19 protein-coding genes are annotated in these 20,734 nt (G+C 46.0%); all 19 read left to right on the top strand.

Going from position 1 to position 20,734, the window contains the following annotated elements; translation table 11 throughout:
- Positions 1-160 precede the first annotated feature (160 nt).
- The 19 genes from metH (at position 161) to MKY92_RS17690 (ending at position 20,655) form a co-directional block, all read left to right on the top strand.
- Positions 161-3,601, top strand: coding sequence for a methionine synthase (metH, locus tag MKY92_RS17780; RefSeq protein ID WP_339297138.1), 3,441 nt, complete (start codon positions 161-163; stop codon positions 3,599-3,601).
- A 77-nt stretch (positions 3,602-3,678) separates the two neighbouring features.
- Positions 3,679-4,617, top strand: a complete 939-nt coding sequence (rnz, locus tag MKY92_RS17775; RefSeq protein ID WP_339297137.1) for a ribonuclease Z — start codon at positions 3,679-3,681, stop codon at positions 4,615-4,617.
- Positions 4,618-4,970: 353 nt separating this feature from the next.
- On the top strand, positions 4,971-5,780 hold the full coding sequence (locus MKY92_RS17770; RefSeq protein WP_339297136.1) for a TIGR01457 family HAD-type hydrolase: 810 nt from the start codon (positions 4,971-4,973) through the stop codon (positions 5,778-5,780).
- A gap of 6 nt (positions 5,781-5,786) precedes the next feature.
- Positions 5,787-6,608 carry a DNA-formamidopyrimidine glycosylase family protein gene (locus MKY92_RS17765; RefSeq protein WP_339297135.1) on the top strand — a complete coding sequence of 274 codons (822 nt, stop codon included), beginning with the start codon at positions 5,787-5,789 and terminating at the stop codon, positions 6,606-6,608.
- Positions 6,598-7,446: a deoxyribonuclease IV gene (locus tag MKY92_RS17760; RefSeq protein ID WP_339297134.1), complete on the top strand. Its 849-nt coding sequence runs from the start codon at positions 6,598-6,600 to the stop codon at positions 7,444-7,446. The genes MKY92_RS17765 and MKY92_RS17760 overlap by 11 nt, the downstream gene beginning before the upstream one ends.
- Positions 7,447-7,465: 19 nt before the next feature.
- On the top strand, positions 7,466-7,804 hold the full coding sequence (locus tag MKY92_RS17755; RefSeq protein ID WP_017688046.1) for a cyclic-phosphate processing receiver domain-containing protein: 339 nt from the start codon (positions 7,466-7,468) through the stop codon (positions 7,802-7,804).
- Positions 7,804-8,121 (top strand): thioredoxin family protein, encoded by a 318-nt coding sequence (locus MKY92_RS17750; RefSeq protein ID WP_237174856.1) that lies wholly within the window; start codon positions 7,804-7,806, stop codon positions 8,119-8,121. The genes MKY92_RS17755 and MKY92_RS17750 overlap by 1 nt, the downstream gene beginning before the upstream one ends.
- Before the next feature lie 2 nt (positions 8,122-8,123).
- A complete protein-coding gene (locus tag MKY92_RS17745) occupies positions 8,124-8,897 on the top strand; it encodes an ATP-binding cassette domain-containing protein (protein ID WP_339301835.1) in 774 nt (257 codons plus the stop codon).
- 6 nt (positions 8,898-8,903) lie between these two features.
- The gene (locus MKY92_RS17740) at positions 8,904-9,953 is read left to right on the top strand and encodes an SAM-dependent methyltransferase (protein WP_339297133.1); all 1,050 of its coding nucleotides are present in this window, start codon (positions 8,904-8,906) and stop codon (positions 9,951-9,953) included.
- 190 nt (positions 9,954-10,143) lie between these two features.
- A complete protein-coding gene (locus tag MKY92_RS17735) occupies positions 10,144-11,622 on the top strand; it encodes a serine/threonine protein kinase (protein WP_339297132.1) in 1,479 nt (492 codons plus the stop codon).
- 26 nt (positions 11,623-11,648) lie between these two features.
- A complete protein-coding gene (locus tag MKY92_RS17730; RefSeq protein ID WP_339297131.1) occupies positions 11,649-12,668 on the top strand; it encodes an SAF domain-containing protein in 1,020 nt (339 codons plus the stop codon).
- Between the two features lie 75 nt (positions 12,669-12,743).
- Complete coding sequence (locus MKY92_RS17725) at positions 12,744-13,457, top strand: hypothetical protein (RefSeq protein WP_339297130.1); 714 nt, start codon at positions 12,744-12,746, stop codon at positions 13,455-13,457.
- A complete protein-coding gene (locus MKY92_RS17720; protein ID WP_339297129.1) occupies positions 13,454-14,284 on the top strand; it encodes a hypothetical protein in 831 nt (276 codons plus the stop codon). The genes MKY92_RS17725 and MKY92_RS17720 overlap by 4 nt, the downstream gene beginning before the upstream one ends.
- A 7-nt stretch (positions 14,285-14,291) precedes the next feature.
- Positions 14,292-16,118, top strand: coding sequence for an ATPase, T2SS/T4P/T4SS family (locus tag MKY92_RS17715; RefSeq protein ID WP_339297128.1), 1,827 nt, complete (start codon positions 14,292-14,294; stop codon positions 16,116-16,118).
- Positions 16,108-18,174, top strand: a complete 2,067-nt coding sequence (locus tag MKY92_RS17710) for a hypothetical protein (RefSeq protein ID WP_339297127.1) — start codon at positions 16,108-16,110, stop codon at positions 18,172-18,174. The genes MKY92_RS17715 and MKY92_RS17710 overlap by 11 nt, the downstream gene beginning before the upstream one ends.
- A 62-nt stretch (positions 18,175-18,236) precedes the next feature.
- Positions 18,237-18,722 (top strand): hypothetical protein, encoded by a 486-nt coding sequence (locus MKY92_RS17705; RefSeq protein ID WP_062834890.1) that lies wholly within the window; start codon positions 18,237-18,239, stop codon positions 18,720-18,722.
- 16 nt (positions 18,723-18,738) lie between these two features.
- A complete protein-coding gene (locus MKY92_RS17700) occupies positions 18,739-19,137 on the top strand; it encodes a hypothetical protein (protein WP_339297126.1) in 399 nt (132 codons plus the stop codon).
- Positions 19,134-19,685, top strand: coding sequence for a hypothetical protein (locus tag MKY92_RS17695; RefSeq protein ID WP_339297125.1), 552 nt, complete (start codon positions 19,134-19,136; stop codon positions 19,683-19,685). The genes MKY92_RS17700 and MKY92_RS17695 overlap by 4 nt, the downstream gene beginning before the upstream one ends.
- Positions 19,672-20,655, top strand: coding sequence for a hypothetical protein (locus MKY92_RS17690; RefSeq protein ID WP_339297124.1), 984 nt, complete (start codon positions 19,672-19,674; stop codon positions 20,653-20,655). Before MKY92_RS17695 ends, MKY92_RS17690 begins: the two co-directional genes overlap by 14 nt.
- Positions 20,656-20,734: the final 79 nt, after the last annotated feature.

Below are 20,734 nucleotides of genomic sequence, written 5' to 3'. Positions count from 1 at the left end.
CTTGGTTTAATTGAATTATATCGGATTGCTTTGTTTTTGTCGATTCTCAAATTCCGTTCATATTCGTGCAAACCCGCCATCTTTCGGGACCAAACCCGATCTTTCACATTAAGTTAGTTTCTGTTAAACTAAGATTTAACGTTTTGCGGGGGTGAAGATATTGGATAAGATTAGTCTACACGATGCATTAAAACAACGAATATTAATCCTCGACGGTGCAATGGGGACCATGATTCAACAAGTTGATTTGACTGGCGAAGATTTTGGCGGCGAAGATTTGGATGGATGTAATGAAATGTTAGTGCTTACTCGTCCAGAGCTGATCCAGCGCATTCATGAAGAATATCTGGAGGCCGGAGCCGATTTAATTGAAACCAATACATTTGGTGCTACATCCGTTGTGCTTGCTGAGTACGATATTCAGGATCGGGCACGTGAGATCAACCTGGAAGCAGCCAGAATTGCGAAAGCTGCGGTTGATCGTTTCTCTACACCGGAATCTCCACGTTATGTGGTAGGAGCGATGGGACCAACAACCAAAACACTGTCTGTAACTGGGGGCGTAACGTTCCAGGAACTTATCGACAGTTATTTGGAGCAAGCGCTTGCTTTAATAGAGGGAGGCGTTGATGCGCTACTACTCGAAACCTCACAGGATACCCTCAATGTAAAAGCAGGCAGCATTGGAATTCAGCAGGCCTTCGAACAGAGTGGTGTTACACTGCCCCTGATGATATCAGGAACGATAGAACCGATGGGAACGACCCTTGCAGGTCAGAACATCGAATCCTTTTATATATCCTTAGAACACCTTAACCCAATTTCGGTAGGACTAAACTGTGCTACGGGTCCGGAGTTCATGCGTGATCACATTCGCTCTCTTTCCGGAATGGCATCGGTTGCCGTTAGTTGTTACCCGAACGCAGGTCTTCCGGATGAGAATGGTAATTACCATGAGTCACCAGACTCGCTCGCTCAGAAGATTGGTGCTTTTGCCGAACAGGGCTGGTTGAATATTGCTGGTGGATGTTGCGGGACAACCCCTGCACATATTCGGGCGATGCGCGACACACTTGCCCAGTACCCCCCAAGAGAAATGAACGGAACACATCCACCAGCATTGTCTGGTATAGAACCAATCTATATTGAACAGGACAATCGTCCATACATGGTTGGTGAGCGTACGAATGTACTTGGATCACGTAAGTTCAAACGACTCATTGTAGAAGGCAAGTATGAAGAAGCTTCGGAAATTGCTCGTGCTCAAGTGAAAAATGGAGCGCACATTGTTGACGTGTGTGTACAAGATCCGGACCGTGAAGAGTCTGAAGACATGGTGAAGTTCCTTGAACTGGTTGTGAAAAAAGTTAAGGTTCCTCTGATGATCGATACGACAGATGCTTCAGTAATTGATCTGGCTCTTCAGTACTCGCAAGGTAAAGCGATAATTAACTCCATTAACCTTGAGGATGGCGAAGAGAAATTTGAGCTGATTACGCCGTTGCTTCATAAATATGGTGGTGCGGTAGTTGTCGGAACGATTGACGAACGGGGTCAGGCGATTAGTCGGGAAGACAAGCTGGACGTAGCCAAGCGCTCTTACGATTTGCTGGTGAACAAATATGGACTCAAACCTGAAGACCTGATTTTTGATACGTTGGTGTTCCCAGTTGGTACCGGAGATGAACAGTACATCGGTTCAGCCAAAGAAACGATTGAAGGTATAAGAGTGATTAAGGAAGCGATGCCAGAATGTCATACGATCCTCGGGATAAGTAACATTTCATTTGGACTGCCTGAAGCAGGTCGTGAAGTGCTGAACTCTGTGTTTTTGTATGAATGTACCAAAGCAGGTCTCGACTATGCGATCGTGAACACAGAGAAACTTGAGCGTTATGCATCCATTCCGGAAGAAGAACGTAGACTCTCGGAAGAGCTTTTATACAACACAAATGATGAAACACTCGCGGCGTTCGTAGCGGCGTTCCGTAACAAGAAGGTTGAGAAGAAGGAAAAAATCTCAAACCTTTCATTAGAAGAGCGTCTCGCTTCATATGTAGTAGAAGGAAGTAAAGAAGGATTGCTGCCAGATCTCGAACAGGCACTTGCCAAATACACAGCACTTCAAGTGATTAACGGTCCACTGATGCGGGGGATGGAGGAAGTAGGTCGTCTCTTTAACAACAATGAGTTGATTGTAGCTGAGGTGTTGCAGAGTGCGGAGGTTATGAAGGCTTCTGTAGCATATCTGGAGCAATTCATGGAGAAGAACGAGACTTCGGTTAAAGGCAAGATCATTCTGGCCACTGTTAAAGGCGATGTGCATGACATCGGGAAGAACCTGGTCGAGATCATCCTGTCCAATAACGGTTACCAGATCATTAATTTGGGTATAAAAGTACCACCAGAACGTATCATTGAGGCATACCGGGAAGAAAAAGTCGATGCGATCGGTCTCTCGGGTCTATTGGTGAAATCAGCGCAACAGATGATTCTTACCGCTCAGGATTTGCGAACAGCAGGTATTGATGTGCCTATTATGGTTGGCGGAGCGGCGCTAACACGTAAATTCACCAAAAATCGTATCCGTCCTGAATATAACGGAATGGTTGTATATGCAAAAGATGCGATGGACGGTCTGGATCTGGCGAACAAATTGATGAATCCCGTTTCACGTGAAGTGATGCAACTGGAGATGGAAGCAGAAAAAGAAGCTGATGCTTCAAGTGCTGTAGCTGTTCAGGCTCTTCCAGAGCTTACACGAGTGGAGCGTTCGGATATTGCTGTAGATCATCCGGTTCTTGTCCCTCCTGATCTGGAGCGGCATACGATGCGCAACTATCCTTTATCACATATCCTGCCATACGTGAACATGCAGATGTTGCTTGGACATCATCTGGGGTTGCGCGGTTCAGTTGAACAACTTCTTGCTTCAGGTGATAAGAAGGCTACCGACCTGAAAGCAGTCGTGGATGATATCATGCACGAGGCTGTTCGTGACGGGATTATTCAGGCGCATGCCATGTATCGTTTCTTCCCGGCTCAATCCAGTGGTAACAGCGTCATTATCTATGATCCAGAGGACACCAGTAATATTTTGCATACATTTACGTTCCCACGTCAAAAAGTCGAGCCGTTCCTGTGCCTGTCCGACTTCCTGAAGCCTGTTGAATCCGGTCAGATGGATTACGTTGGTTTCATGGTTGTTACGGCCGGACACGGTGTACGTGAACTATCCACTGCGTGGAAAGATCAGGGGGATTACCTTCGCTCGCATGCTCTGCAATCCGTAGCGCTTGAAGTAGCAGAGGGATTAGCTGAACGTGTGCATCATATGATGAGAGATATATGGGGATTCCCGGATTCTGCCCAGATGACCATGAAGCAACGTCACGGTGCACGTTATCAAGGGATCAGGGTATCCTTTGGATATCCGGCTTGTCCGGATCTGGAAGACCAAGGGCCGCTGTTCAAGTTGCTACAGCCTGAGGATATCGGAGTGGAATTAACGGAAGGTTTCATGATGGAACCTGAAGCTTCTGTCTCAGCGATGGTATTCAGCCATCCGCAAGCTAAGTATTTTAATGTAGAGAAGGCATAAATTCAGTAGAGTGTCAGGCAAAGCCCTCCGCATTGTCGGAGGTTTTTTGCTGGCAACAGAAAGAGGTGCGATCCAGAATGGAACTATATTTCCTGGGAACTAATGCTGGTGTACCTACGCTTCAACGGAATGTAACTTCCATTGGGCTACGCATGTTGGATGAGCGCAGAGCTTTGTGGTTGTTTGACTGCGGGGAAGGAACGCAGCACCAGATTTTGAGTTCTCCGCTTAAACTGAGCAAATTGGAGAAAATATTCATTACTCATCTGCATGGGGATCATGTATTTGGACTTCCAGGACTCCTCTCGAGCAGAGCCTATCAAGGTGGCACCACACCATTAACCGTATATGGTCCGCCAGGTACGGAACGAATGATCAGTACAACAATGGAGCTTAGCCAATCCCGGGTTAACTATGATTTGAATATCGTTGAACATACGGGCGGCGTCCTGTTCGAGGATGACAGTTTTATTGTGGAAGCAGCTTTGCTTGAGCATCGGATTGACAGCTATGGATACCGGGTTACGGAAAAAGATCGTCCAGGAAGCCTGGACCCAGCCAAACTGGCGGAATACGGTTTGAAACCAGGCCCATTGTTCGGCCGGCTGAAACGTGGAGAAACCATTACGTTGGATAACGGTGATTCACTTCGTCCAGAAGATGTATTGGGAGCGCCAAAACGTGGTATGGTAATCACCATATTGGGTGATACACGTCCATGTGACAATGTACAGCCTCTTTCCATCAATGCAGATGTGCTTGTGCATGAAGCTACATTCATGCATGAACTGGCCGATACAGCGCATGAGTACTATCATAGTACTTCTAAACAAGCGGCAGAAGCGGCTAGAGCAGCGAATGTCGGGCAATTGATCATGACTCACTTCAGTTCACGCTATAAGGATGAGGATCAACTTCAGCCACTTTTGGAAGAGGCGCAGTCCGTATTCCCGAATACCAGACTTGCAAACGAACACCAGCTTATTCCTGTCGTGCATCGCAGGCAAGAATCTTAACTCTGATTGCGAACCAGTGCACGGTTAACACGTCATATAAAGATCCGGGTAATTGCGCGGGACTGAGGGAGAGGAACTCCCGCGGTCCCTTTTGCAATCTGGTCAGAAAGCGTGTAGGATGGGCAATATGAAGAGGGAAATGATTCAAATTATTTTCCGGGAAAGCGCAGGAAATGACAAGCTTGTACAGAAGACGCGCGAGTTAAACCGTCGGTGTTCGATCCGGTTCGACTTGTTGCGTGCATATGTCAGCAAGCCATTATACTGCCTGAATACATAGGTTCGCGGTCAAGTTCGAGGTAAATGATTAAGGACATGAAATGTTAATGGAATAAAGAAAGGAAGTGCTGTGTGTGATTAAGGCCTATCTGATTGACTTGGATGGTACGCTCTATCATGGCAGACATCGTATCGAAGGAGCCGATCAGCTTATTCGAACACTGCAAGAGCTAGGAAAGCCGTATTTATTCGTAACAAATAATTCTTCCCGTACACCACAAGGTGTGGCAGATCATCTGAACGGGATGGGCATACCTGCCGACGCGTCTCAAGTATGCACTTCTGCAGTGGCAGCTGCTGAATATGTTGCTGAAGAGTCCCCAGGTGCAACAGTGGCATGTATCGGAGAAGCAGGATTGCTGCAAGCCATAGAAGAAGCAGGACTACAGCTGACGGAAGATGCGCCAGAATATGTGATACAGGGGATTGATCGTGAATTTTCCTATGATAAACTGACCAAGGCGTTAAGGTGGATTAATGCGGGATCAAAATTCATCATGACCAACCCGGATTTGCAGCTTCCTTCTGATGATGGCCTGACACCTGGGGCGGGGACTATTGGAGCAGCAATTGAAGCCGCGACCGGCGTTCATCCTACCGTCATCGGTAAGCCATCGAGTGTTATAATGAAGTCGGCCATTAGCCGGCTAAACCTGGTGTCTCATGAAGTGGCAGTGATCGGAGATAATATGCGAACCGATATTGCAGCTGGAGTTGCAGCAGGGTGTGAGACGCTGTTGGTACTTACTGGTGTGACAACACGAGATAATATGGATGGGCACATTCAAGCAGCGAAGGCTCGACCTGATCATGTGTTTGAAGATTTGCATAAATTGATGGAGTGGCTGTCGCAAGAGGCAGACCAAGCTTCCAAAAAGGGGTAATGTACGATGCCGGAACTGCCGGAAATGGAAAATTACCGGACCTTGCTGTCCGAGAAAATACTTGATCTACCGATTACAGGTGTTGTAATTAATCGCGATAAAACGATAAATACGGAGCCTGATCTGTTCATCAATGAACTTACAGGCAATCGCATCATATTTGTTGAGCGCCGAGCGAAGCATCTGATTTTCCACTTGGCTAATGGTAAACGTCTGGTGCTGCACCTCATGTTGGGCGGTATGATTTTCTGGGGCACGGAAGAAGAACGTCCTGATCGTTCCACACAAGTGGAAATCCAGTTTGGCGATCACATTTTATTCTTTATTGGACTGCGCTTGGGTTATTTACATCTGCTTACTTCGAAAGAAACCGAAGAGGCAATGTCTGATCTCGGGCCTGAACCTTTGGATCGACGGATGAATGTGGAACGTTTTGCTTCTCTGTTGAAAGGTCGTCGGGGTACACTTAAGACAACGTTGGTAAACCAGCATATCATTGCAGGGATTGGCAACTGTTATTCGGATGAGATTGCCTTTGCTGCCGGTCTGAGACCAAGCTCCAAAACGCAGAACATCGTGACTTCACCTGAGCTGACGGAGCGCTTGTTCCATTCGATGCAATCCGTGTTGCGTGAAGCAGCTTCTGAGGGTGGTTATATGGAAATGCCACTGATGCAAGGGGATACGAAGACAGGAAGTTTTGACGAGCAATGTCGGGTGTACGATCGGGAAGGCGAGACTTGTCCGCGCTGCGGGGGAACGATTGAACGAGTGGAAATTACGGGCAAGAAGGCATTCTTCTGTCCGAAATGCCAGCATGAGGCCTAACCGCGGAATCGGGGCACATGTCAGCACGAGAGGTGGATTTCTTCAGGCAGCCAAGAGAGCACATGCAATGGGGGCAACGGCATTTCAGTATTTTCCGAAGAACCCGCGTAGTCTTGGTCTGAAAAGTCTGGATCTCAAGGATGCTGAGCAGTGCAGGGATTGGTGTGAACAGCAGGGACTTGCTTCGATTGCACATTCACCCTATCCTACGAATCCGGCGTTGGGCATGACCCGTGGAGAGGCGGGCTTTCATGCTACAATAGCTTCTATTCGCAATGATCTTGAAATTTCGAATGCTTGCGGTTCTGTTGGGACAGTGGTCCATTTTGGACATATCAAAACAAACGATCCGCTGGAGGGTTATCAGAACCTCATTCATTGTCTGGATACCGCCTTGGAGAATTGGAATGGACATTCAAAGGTGCTGATTGAGAATCAGGCAGGTGATCATGGCCCGATGGGCACGACAATGGAAGAAATGATACAGATTCGCAAATTAAGCCGATATCCGGAGCATATTGCTTTTTGTTTTGACACATGCCATGCTTTTGCTTCAGGTTTATGGGCGTCAGGCGACGAAGCGGTGATGCTCGATAAAGGCAGGATGCTCGGATATTGGGATAATGTTGCTGCTGTACATTTCAATGATTCCAAATATGCGTCTGGTTCATGTAAGGATAGACATGCGAGAATCGGACAGGGATATATCGGAAATGAATCAATGAAAGCATTGTTAACTGCGCCTGAGTTCCAAAATGCGGTTGTTGTGCTAGAGACAGAAACGGGTGAAGATGGAACGCACCATGATGATATAGCGCTCATGCGTTCCTGGTTATAATGGGGAGAGGAGCGATTGTATGCATGTTTTTCTGGATGACTATCGGGCGTGTCCGAAAGGATTTGTTCTGGCAACAAATGCAGAAGAGTGCCTGATGCTGCTAAGAGAAGGTGACGTGGATATTTTGTCTCTGGATTATGAGCTTGGTCCGGATTCGCCTAACGGCGGTGAGGTCGCGGCATCCATTGTACGAGAAGGTTTATTTCCGCGCGAGATCTATTTGCATACGTCCAGTATGTTTGGGAAACGCCAGATGTACGAGATGTTATACAGCAATAAACCGGATTCGGTAACCATTCATAATGGGCCAATGACGGGTGAGGTCATGCTGCGTGTTGCTGCGGGAGAAGAAAGTTAATGAAGCCAATTACATCCAAAATGTTAATGCGCAGTGTATGGGAAGGCATGCCACAGGCTGTATTTATATATACCCCTTTATGTGGGACATGTGCGGCAGCACGGCGTATGTTAGATGTCGTTGAGCACATGCTGCCAGAAGGTATTTTATCCGAAATGAACATTCATGACATTCCTGAACTTGTACAACAATTTCAAATTTCAAGCGTACCAGCAGTGATGCTGTTTGACGGCCAGCAAGATGTTCCAAAAATGGTTTATCGGATGAGCTCTGTGGAGCATTTGCTCTCGGAGATCCGAAAGGCGGTGCTGAAATGAGTATAATCTCGATGGAACATGTCTCACTTAGACGAGAAGAGAATCAAATCTTGGATGACGTACATTTGCGTATCGAACAAGGCGAACATTGGGTTATTCTGGGCCGGAATGGTTCTGGAAAAACAACGTTACTCGAAATGATGAACGGATATATGTTTCCAAGCCAGGGACGTATTGAAGTACTCGGTAATTTGTATGGACAATGTGACGTCAGGGAAGTACGTAAGGAAATCGGTTATATCAGCCAAACGTTGATTGAGAAACTCACACCCAGAGATCCGGTATGGGAGGTCGTCGCTACAGGAGCTTATGCTTTTTTGCGTTTTTATCAGACAATTCCGGATGAAGTAAAAGTAAAGGCAATGAGTTTGCTGGATGACATGGGTTTTGCCAACCTGGCTAACAACCCGCTAGGAACGTTATCCCAAGGGGAGCGCAAAAAAGTCATGCTCGCTCGTTCATTAATGGCTGAGCCAAAATTGCTGATTATGGACGAGCCTTGTGCCGGACTAGATTTATATGAACGTGAGAAAATGCTGGCTGAGATTGATCGTCTGCGCCAGCGTAACATTACAGTTGTGTATGTAACACATCATGTTGAAGAGATCGTACCTTTATTTACACATGTGGCCTTGATCCGCGATGGACGTATTGCGGCAGCCGGCCCCAAACATGAAGTTTTGACACAAGATACAATTAAGCATACGTACGATGTTCCGGTCGATATCCAGTGGGATAATGGTCGTCCATGGATACGCGTACGTTCTGGAGGGTAACACAATTTGAGTACACAATCGTCTTGGGAAGAAGGCAACTTCTCCCGTTTTATCTGCACGGCCAATCATGGCTTTGCCCCTTATGCTCAGGAAGAGTTGCGCCGTACGTTTGGTGCGGTGAAGAGCACGGTACTCGTACCAGGAGAAATATTGCTTGCGGGTCTGCCTGTAGCGGAGGAAGAAGTTGCAGATAAGCTGTGGGCAGAGTATCCAACGTTTTTACGTCATATTCAACCTGTTCAGTTTCAGGAGAATACAGAAGATTCGGAGCAGTCTATTGAGAAATTGGTTGCATTTGTGTTGAATCATAAGGAATTGAACGGTGCCTCTGTCGTGCTACAGGTACGGAAGACAGAAGGGGCCTTTTGGCAAGAAAATGCAGCCTCATTGAAGCAATTGCTAACTGAAAAGCTGGATGAGCTAGGCTGTGAATGGGTTGTACGTGATGCTGAATATGTCATTTCTGTATTTGCAACGAATGATATGTTGTATGCTGGCGTATCCAGACCTGAACAGAATCTGTCAGACTGGAGCGGGGGCGCCGTACGTTTTCAAAAAGAAGAAGGACAGATCTCGCGGGCAAAGTTCAAATTGCTTGAAGCCGAGCAAACGTTTGGCATCGACTTTACTTCATTCCATAAGGCACTTGATATCGGCGCTGCACCAGGTGGATGGACCTCGTTCCTGCTTGAGCGCGGGCTTGAAGTAACGGCGGTAGATCCGGCGAAGATGGATGCGACCCTGCTGGCATCACCCAAACTGACTTTCTTGAAAAAGAATGCAGGGGATGTTCGTTTCCGCGAAGGAGAATTCGATCTGCTCGTATGTGATATGAGTTGGAGTCCGAAGCTGATGAGCCGACTTGTATCAGACCTTCTATATAGTCTGCAACCCGGGGGGACAGCAATTGTTACCGTGAAACTGTTGCATAAAAAACCGCTCGCGCTCATTAAAGACGTCATTGATACGTTTGAGCGTTCACGGATGCAGATTCAACGTTCCAAGCAGTTATTCCATAACCGCGAAGAGATTACACTTTATATGGTCAAATATTAAGAAATTGATTCGATTAAGCTTATTAAATTTTGTGCTTTACAATCTATTCCTGTCTGTACTATAATGATACCAATATTAACCATAACAAACCTGAGGGAAAGCATCCCGAAGTGAACGAAACCGGATATCCGGTCTGTTCTTCTTCGGTGAAGCTTTCCCTTTTTTGTTGTGTATTGAAGGAGGAATTGGTATGAGACATCCGGCGAGGCTGGAACGCGGAAGCCTGCTGGGAGGTAGATATCGTATCGTATCCATTCTGGGAACAGGCGGAATGAGCCATGTATACGAGGCGGAGGATCTGAAGTTGCCGGGCAAGTTATGGGCAATTAAAGAAAGCGTAACGATTATGCCATATGAAGGCAGTATGGAGACGGAAGCCGCTCTTCTGACATCACTTCGCCATCCAAGATTGCCGCAAATTGTTGATTTTTTTGTCCCGGATGAAGATGGGTACACGTACTTGGTGATGGAATACATCGACGGGTTAACGCTCAGTGAGTATTTCAAGCAGTGTCGTGGGAAGATCCCGATGGAGCAGTTAACGGAGCTTGTACTTCAATTGCTCGATGTGTTGAGTTATCTGCATAATCTGAATCCACCTGTGATCTATAGGGATCTGAAACCATCAAACATCATGATCACGCCGGAACATGAAGTAAGATTAATTGATTTTGGCATCGCCAGAAGTTACAAACCGCAAAGTGCCGAAGATACCGTTAAGTTGGGAACAGCTGGTTTTGCCGCTCCAGAACAATATGGCTCGGGTCAGACCGATGCGCGTTCAGATCTATATGGACTCGGAGCATTGCTGCTGTATCTCATGACAAGTGGGGCGTATACAGAATGGATTCAGGGTGTGGAAAGCTCCATCCGAAGTGATGTACCACGTACCTACATTCCCGTGGCAAGAAGACTGTTGAGGTATAATGCCGAAGAGCGATTCCAATCTGCTGATGAGGTAAGGAAGGAACTGCTCCGAATACCCGGCGGAACAATGCCCGGTGGAGATACAACGATGACCTTGAATGGCGGAACAAGAGTTATTGCCCTGACTGGTGCTTCATCTGGTGTAGGGGTTACCCACACGGCTATAGCTATCAGTCATTATCTCGAAAGGCAAAACTTCAAAGTAGCTGTGATTGAAATGTCACCTCGCTCTCAATCCTTTGCAAGGATTCAACAAATCGCTCAAGCGGGTAAACCGGTGCCAGCAGGCAGACAGTTTGCAGTGGATGGTGTGCATTATTGGAAACAATCCGGGCGAGCGGATATTTTGTCTTTGCTTGGGGGGAGTTATCAGTTCATCGTGATGGATCTCGGTAGTGGTCAGGATCAGAACCGGCTGGAAGAATTCCTGCGTGCAGATCTACCTATTGTTATAGGCTCAGGTGCTGAATGGAGACAGGCGGAGATTGGCGCTTTTGTTCGATCACATCATCGGTATCCACGAGAGAAATGGATATATTGTCTGCCCTTGGCAGCAAGTGAAGCTGTTCAGCGCATTCGTAAAGTTCTGGATACATCGAGTGTATATAGTCTGCCGTTACATATCGACCCTTTTGACAAGGACGCACAGACGGATAGAGTGTTTTCACATATTTTAATGCATATGATGGCACTACACCCCAAGAAACGTTCGTTCTTTTCACGAAGAAAAGTACATGATTAGAAGAGATTACGAAAGGAGAGCCTCTTTTGTCTAAATTAAGAAAACAAAGCCGTCAACTGATCTATGCCGGACTTATCGGAGCAGGAGCCGTAGGGTTGGTGTTCGGAGGATATGTTATTTACAATGTCAAAACGATGGGGGATGTCAGGTCAGCTGTAGAAGCCCGTTATTTATCGGCATATGAGGAAAAGGAAGCTGAATTAAAGCAACAATGGGATTCGGGAGCACAAGGATGGGTTACGATTCGGGATATTGAAGCAGGTGAACCGATATTACCGGAGGATCTGAAGCTCATTGCTGTTCCGGATGCACAAGCACCGCGAAACCTCTGGTCCAGTACCAAGCAGATGGAAGGCCAAGTGGCCAAAATAGAGTTAAAAAAAGGAACAGCCATTACCACCGAGATGGTGTATGAGGATGTACCGGCTCCGCCTGATTTAAGAAATCGAGAGCTGCAAGTTGTATTACTGCCGTCCTCACTCGTTAAGGGAGATATTATTGATGTTCGTATCCAATTCCCTACCGGACAGGATTATGTTCTCTTATCGAAGAAAAAAGTGGAACGACTCAATGCAGCTACCTTATGGATTACGATGACGGAGGAAGAGATTCTGTCACTCTCAAGTGCAATTGTAGATGCCTATTTACATAAAGCTTCAATCTATGCCTTAACCTATGTAGAACCACAGTTTCAGACACCTGCAATCGCGACGTATCCTGCCAATTCAGAAGTGTTAAAACTGCTGGAGAGTGATCCGAATATTGTTCGACGAGCCGAACAGGAATTATCCAGACAGGTGCGAAGTTCGCTTGAAAGTTCACTGGCCGCCTCCATGACAGCACCTTCAAAAGGGGTTGAACAGGATGTGGCACAATCCTCAGTTACCTATAACAGTCGTCCATCATCAAATAATCCGGCAACGTCGGATGGAGTGATGTGGAATGATGGTTCAGGAAACGGAGCAGAAGCTAATGCTGGAAGTGTAAATGATCCTGCTGAAGCTTTACAAACAGAACAGCAGAGCTTGCTAACGGGTGGAGAATAGAGCGAAATCCGAGGTTTACTTTAGGGTAATTCAGATAACAAGGGATTTAAGAAAAAGAAAGGAGTTGTAACATCTATGCATACATGGATCTTTGCGGGTTTATGTGAGAAGAATGATCTGATGTTATATCTTTGCAAGATATTGGCTTCAACAGGCAACAAGGTTTTACTCGTAGATGGAACCTTACAACAGAAGTATGGGTACGGTGTTGGTGACAATCAACAGTCTTTGCGAATTGCGGAATTTGAAGGATTTGATATCGCTTGTCATTTTGTTACTTCAGCAGCTGTAGAGAATCATCTTGAAGTAAATGGAGAGCGATTGGACAGTTATGACTATGTGTTATATGACATGGAGACCTCGCATTTTGCATCCCGTAATCTCTGGCTGAATGCCGATGTAAGAGTCTGGGTGAGTGATTATGAGCGTTACAATTTGGAACGTGGTAAGGGATGGTTGAAGCGGTTGCTTGAAGAACAGTCATTACCTGGTGAGCTGCCATTTCAGCGGCTCTTAATTAACGGGGTTGACTGCAAGCTTGAAGCTCGTTATCTGTGGGCGTATCTGGAGGGCAGTCCGTTTGTGTGGACAGGAGAATCTTTAGTTCTTCCGTGGGATGAGTTAACAGCGGCGGTTAAGCTTGAGAATGAGCATCATCGCCGAGTTCATCTTGGACCTTTGTCACGAAATTACAAAAAATCGTTGTGTCGCGTGGTCGAGCAGTTAACAGGTTGGGAAAGTGTTCGTAGTCGTCGTGCGATGAAAGAAGCAGAGAGGATGAGAGCATGAGCACCATTACCTTTTGGAGCCCTTTTGCAGGAACAGGTTGCACTTCAAGCACATTAATTAGTGCTTATGCGATGGCACTTCACTACAGGACAAGGGTGTTACTTGTTAATGCAGGCGTTGCCGGAACTGGCACAGAAGCTGCTCTACCGTCCAAAGATACGGATTCAGCGGATTTTATGTTCTCCTTCGAAGAGGGTGGCTGGGATGCGATTGAACGGCTGCATTCGAGCGGAAGTCTGAATAAGCACAATCTCAGGGATTATACCAAGCCACTTCTGAATGAAAGACTTGATTTCCTAACCGGAAGAATGGATGAGATGGAACGTTCCCCGCAGGAACATGGTGAGACTGTGAAAAAGCTGCTGAATGTAGCTAACGAGTATTATGATCTGGTTCTTCTGGATGCGGATCATGCTGGTGTTGATTCACAGCTCAAGCTGCAACAGGCGGACTATGTTGTAATTAATCTCGATCAAAATATGCGGAATCTGGAGTTGTTCTTTGAAGAAATCCTGCCAGAACGAATGAACAATAAGAATATACATGTTGTAATTAACAAATACGATTCGCATTCCCGTGCAACGCTTTCCAATATTCGGCGCCAGTTCAAATATAAAGGCACGATATCTGCGATACCGTACACAACCGGATACCTGGATGCAATGAATCGGCGAGATGTCGCCAGGTACTTGCAGTTGGAAAGTTTGACTGAGGATAAGGATATTCGTAAAGGGAGCTTTGCTGCAAGCATGAGCGAACTCGCTCGCCTGATTATGGACGGTGCAGGTATGCGCACAGTTCTGAAGAGGCTGGAAAGGGGAGCCTGAACCTCCGATGCTCTGGAATACCATATGGATAAGTTTAATTTTGATTCTGTGCCTGACTTATATCTGGTTCAAGTACAGAACGTTTCTTCGTGAAAAGAATGCTCGTGTTCCTGAACAGGAATCATTCACGATTGACATGTTAATTGAAAAGGTGAAGAACTCACTTCATGAGCTTAGTCATAGTCAGCTCGCGGATGCGGGTATGCATGAAGAAGAATATCGTCGAAGAATTAATCAACGTGCAGAGATGAGAAAAGCACTGAAAGGCTGTGTCTCAGGCAGTGTCAGCGACAAAACGTATGTTAAAAATCTGATAGGGGATCTGCTGACCCGAAGCATAGGGCTGAACAAGTCAAATGTAGATGAAGTTATTTTGTTTGCAGAACCAGATTTGTTGACGATTCAGGACCGATTCGAAATTGTGTTTTATCTGTACCGACAGCAATTCGGTGTGGATGCACTCTCCCGCATGATTGATACCTACGATCTGGGAAGGCTGCGAATGGAGGAAGGTACGGACGATGAAGGAAGTTATTATATTTCTGAGGAGGATATTCAGTATGTGTTCGATTGCGAATATCGAGAGCTTGGATTCAGAGAAAAGACGGATATTATCGTGCAACGTATCTATCAACATTATAAAGGGTTCTCGGTTGTTGATGAGATAAGGGACCAACGGATTGACGGCGTTAGTGGTGGTGTCAGCGGTATGTTGGATACTACTCATAATATTGGATTTCAGAAACCGGCATCATGGAATGATCTGCTGGAGCAAGGACTGGAGGATGATACACATGAAGAACCGCTTAGCGGCATGGAGAGTGTATGGATTTTCTATAAAGGGAAATCCATTCATCTATCTTTTCTGTCCTTCGGCAGCATCCGTGAACTGAAAAGGGTATGCCAGAATATATACAAATACAATTATCCGGGACAGTTGTCAGAAGCAAGTGGGTACAAAGTGAACGAGATGAAAGACGGTTCCCGTGTCGTTGTTGTCAGACCTCCTTTTGCAGAATCGTGGGCGTTCTTCGTCCGGAAGTTCGACATTCCGAATGCTTCACTTGAGCAATTAATTACGGGTAACAACGCAGATCTGCCAATTACATTGCTTCAATATTTGATGAAAGGAAGCCGGATCACAGCGGTAACCGGAGCACAGGGTTCTGGTAAAACGACATTACTTATGGCTATGGTCAAACACATCTATGCATCGTATACCCTTCGGGTGCAGGAGATGGCGTTCGAACTTCAATTAAGACGGATCTATAGCCGACGTAATATTTTGAGTTTCCGAGAGACTGAACACATTTCAGGTCAACAAGGGCTTGATTTGCAGAAAAAAACGGATGGTACCGTCAATATTCTTGGTGAGGTAGCGAGTGATGAAGTGGCAGCATGGATGATTCAAATGTCTCAGGTTGCCAGTCTGTTCACCCTGTTTACCCACCATGCCAAAACGTTTCGTGATCTGGTTTTCTCCCTTCGTAATTCCTTGCTCAAGACAGGTATGTTCCAGCATGAGCATATTGCTGAGGAGCAGGTTGTGAGTGTCATCAATTTCGATGTTCATATGAAGAAAGATGCCGAGGGACGAAGATATATCGAACGTATTACGGAATGTCTTCCTCGTGCGAATCAAGGTGACAGCGTGGAAGAGAGGGCAGGTTTTACATTTCGTAATGTAGTGGAGTACAGAGATGGAGAGTATGTTGCAACAGCTCCAATCTCCTCGGAATGCATGTTGGATATGCGAGAACAGATGACATTACAGGATGCCGAGAAATTTGGACAGTTTATGAAGCAACACTGGGGTGATCTACATGACAATTAAATGGTTTCTGCTCCTTGTATTGAGTATTTGTGCGGGCGGGTTGCTGATCACACTACTGGTATTAAGTATGTTGCGTCGCAGAGGAGGTGGTCCAACAAGTCAAACCGGCGTTATTCTAACTTCCGGGGGGAAGGGTTTCAAGGGACTGGGGTCACTCTTGTTGCAGTCCTATCGCTTTGGAATGAAAGTCCCACTGTTATCCGCCTATATTCTACAAGTGCAGAAGCGTATTTCATTTCGACATGTGGGGGATGAGCCTTCACTTCGAAGACTGACAATGACAGTGGTTCTCATTATCCTGGGAGGTTATGGAGGCATAAGTGTCATTCTGTTTCTTCTGCAGCCGGGTATCGCTTTTGTAATATTGTCCGTGCTCTGCGCTGTGGTGCTAAACAGCTTGGTGCTGGATATGTGCCTCAGTCGTATGGAGAAACGGTTGCTGGTTCAGATGCTGGATCTCTTTGCAGATGTAAGACATCGGTATCATCAGCATGGCATGGTTGAAGAAGCACTCTATGAAGCGGCTGAAGCCGGTACAGGAGAAGCAGCAGAACAGGTAAGACTGATCTATGAAGCTCTAACTTCTCCAGATCCGAATGAAGCACTTGAGCGTTACTATGAAGTGGCACCCAACCGTTTTCTCAAAGGATTCGCCGGCGTCTCCTATATGGTTATGGAGTTCGGGGATAAGGACCGAGAACAAGGGTCTATCTATCTTAAGGGACTGGGGAACCTGACTCAGGAGATTCATTTGGAGATTTTGCGGCGTGACAAATTGGATTACCTGCTTAAAGGGCTTAATATCATCGCGCTTGCTCCGGTATTATTCACCGCTCCAATCGAACGCTGGGCCAGAGTCAGTTTTCCAACGATGGATGAATTTTATCGCAGCAAAATTGGTTTTGTTACCAAAATATCAATTTATGTCATCATCATTCTTGCTTATTTGCTTCTGCAGAGGCTCCAGCAATACGATGAAACTCGTTACCGCTCAGGACATAAGCATTCATGGTTGGATCAGTTTCTATACCGGCAGACCTTCATACGGAAATTGGCAATGTTGTTTGCAGCGAAACCTGGCAGTGTACAGTACAGCCAAACGATACGGCTTATGAGGGAAAGTAGCTCGGAGTTGAAATACGAATGGCTCGCCATTCGCCGAGTGATTTTATTCGCAGGTTGTTTGGTTCTTACACTGGGTTGCATTTTGCTGTTGCACCAGGTTGAACGTAACCACATCTTGCATGATCCGATCCGGGATGATCGAATGTTTGGTGCAATGGCTGAAGCGGATCTCAGGAAAGCTGAGGAAAAAACAGCATTGGATCAATCCGTGCTGGAAAGTGTAGAGATGAACCGAGGAGCTACATACGAAGAAGTCTCCAACGCGTTACAGCAGTTATCTCCCGTTCAGTTGGACCATGATACCCAGAACGAGACGATCGCGCGCATTATGCAGAAACTTGAGGTATATAACAAGCAGTATGTACGCTGGTGGGAAATGATTATAGCCATTCTCATGGGTGCAGCAGGGTACTACATGCCCGTATGGCTCATGATATTTCAGCGGAAAATGCGAAGGTTGGATATGCGACATGAAATCTATCAATTCCAGACGGTGATTTCCATTTTGCGTGAGATGGACCGGATGTCAGTCGAAGAGATATTGGAATGGCTTAATCGATTTGCCGTCATCTTCAAGCGTCCGCTGCAAAAATGTTTGTTGCATTTTGAACATGGGCCAGAGCTTGCACTTGAACAATTAAAGGAAGAGGCGGGCTTGCCCGAATTCCAGCGACTGATTGATAAATTGCAGCTTGCCCTTGGCAAAATCTCAATACGTGAAGCCTTTGATGATCTTGAGAGCATGATGGCATTTTATTTTGAACAACGCAAGCAGGAGTACAGCAAAATGATTGATGTTAAAGCATCCTGGGGGAGAACCATCGGATTTGCTCCCATGTATGCTCTAATCTTTTTGTACCTGGTCATACCATTGGTCGGTATGAGCTTCCTGCAGATGAACATCTATTATGAACAAATTCAGAAACTGTAGCACAATTCTTCTGTGTGACAGTCTGAAATATATTAATAATTTATAACTTGGGAGGATTTATCATGAACAATGCATCAAGCGCTTTAAAGGTGGCAGCAGGGATATTCTTGACAATCGCTTTGATCACAATTGTAGTTCTGTTGTTTATTTCAGCTCAGGAGGCAACCAAGACGGCCCAGAACAATTTTGCTGATATCCAAACCGAGTTGTCCCAGGCTGCATTTACAGTATATGACGGAACAACTATCAGTGGATCACAGGTAACCAATGCGCTGCGTAAATATGCGGACAAGGATCAGTTCGGTATTCAAGTCATTACAGGTAAAAATAAAGCGGGTCAATGGTACGGTAATCAATTGAATATTTCACAGGATCTCAATAATGCGGACTACGGCTCGGTTATTGCACCTGACGATAAAGTGGGGATTATTAACCAGACCATGAGTGAAAAAGACAATCAATATGTCAATCCAAGTGGTAAATTCAAAGCCATTATCGTAAAAGACCGATCCAACGTGGTAAGAGGGCTGATCTTCCAGCAATCCTGACAGGAGTTGGTTTAACATGTCCCGGAATACCCAGCATCTCATGTTGTTTTGTACGGCGGTTGTCCTGTTTGTGACAGCCTGCCTGTACGGGCAACATAATGTTAAGATTTTATCAGCGGCCTTAAACGACAGAGTTCAGACAACAGCAGGCTTGGAAGGCCGGCTGACAACAACACTGCATACCACCAATCCGTATCAGTATAGTGGTGCGGAAGTGTTACATACCGTGAGACAGATGACAGGCACAGGCATTCCTGTGGAGGTAGATGGAACTTCGTATGTGATCGATCCACTTGTCAGCAAAACAGCGACTATTCCTGTCCAGCTCGATGCCACCTACAGTCCGGAGTTTATACGAAATGAAACTGGAGAACTGCTCAAGATTGTTTTTTGGAAGGAGGCCAGTGTGAATTGATTAATGCCGCATCCAAGCTGCTTGCCGTATTGCTCGCAGTCCTTTTGCTCTATGTGTACCCAGCTGCTGAAACAGCTGATCGGCAGGATGATATAGCACGTATGACGGCTGTTCAGAATGTAACACGTTTTGTTGATGCTGTCCGAACGAAAGGGTATATTTCACCTCGAATGTTGGATGAGTTTGAGGAACAACTGGCCCAGACGGGCAATCTGTATGAGGTGTCGATGGAACATTTGCATAAGAAATATGTACCTCACTATACAGACCCGATGGACCGTAACAGTTTTACCGGAACTTACGAGGTAGTTCAGGATGGATATTATGCAGCTCAGATTCGAGAGCGACTATTCCCATCCTCAGGTGTGATACCGGTTGATGATCCTGGCCGAAGATATACGTTGACCACAGGGGATTTTTTCACCGTGACGCTCCAAAATACAAATCGTACACCTTCCATGCTCATTCGTGAATGGTTGAGTGGTACGGCTCAGGCTTCAGCGGTATTTGTAACATACGGAGGTATGGTTCTCAATGAAGATTACTGAGCTGTCCATTGTATTCGTGCTGATCTTCTTCCCGCTCTTCTGGATCATCTCACTCCATACCCAAGATGCCGAGGAGGCTCAATATCTTGGTCAACGATACAGATCTGCACTTCAAACCGCAGTTATGGATGCAGGTGCTGTGATGCATCAGAATGAGAAACAAAATGATGAAGCAGGTTATGATTCAACCAAGTTTGTTAAAGCGGACAAGGAGCTCGCCTTGTTGACATTTACGCAGACGATGGCTTTGAATATGGGGATTCAGAATGATCCCGCAGCTATTCGAAACATGTTTAATTACATCCCTGCCGTGGTTATTCTGGATTATGATGGCTATTATATGTTGTCCACAGAAACAGAGATGACGGGTAACCTTGAAGATTCTTTCAGGCAAGTATGGAGCCCCAAGAAACCTTATACATATTCAGATTCTAATGGTAACAGTATTAACTTTACACTGGACGACTACGTATATGCCTATGACGCAAACGCAGGGAAATGGATTGAGGGATTTCAAAAAGAACTGGCTTCAACCACACAGATTCCTTTACTTCAGAATACCAGCGTATTTGAGCAAGTTAGAAGAAGTCGGATTGTGACTGCTGTGCAGGATGATCTGGCTGATGTGATTAACCGCCATAATGAGTTTGCCAGAAAGAACGGTATTTCCTATACGTTTACGATGCCCCTGATTGCGCAGGAAGATTGGTACAACTCCATTAACGATACAGGGATTATGGCCTTTATCCAAGGTATAGGTGTGGGTGACCAGAAAATCAACAATTACGCAATTGGTGGAGGCAGACTTGTGAAGAAAACGGCCATCGTAGGTGGGGTAGATCCTTTAACGGGTATCAAGTACTACTATCCCTCCACATGTGGTAATGGTTACCGTGCTGAAGAGGTGTTCACAGACGCAAGACAAGCAGCTGCACAAGGCTATTTCGAATATAAATGCTCTAATCGGTAGGGTAGCCTGTATGACAAAATCATGGAAGAGGTTCCTGAGCTGTTTACATTACTTTCAGAAAAGACGGGACTTGTGCTAG

The sequence above is a fragment of the Paenibacillus sp. FSL R5-0623 genome (assembly GCF_037974265.1).
Lineage (GTDB): Bacteria > Bacillota > Bacilli > Paenibacillales > Paenibacillaceae > Paenibacillus.
This window is presented reverse-complemented; position numbering and strand designations above follow the sequence as displayed.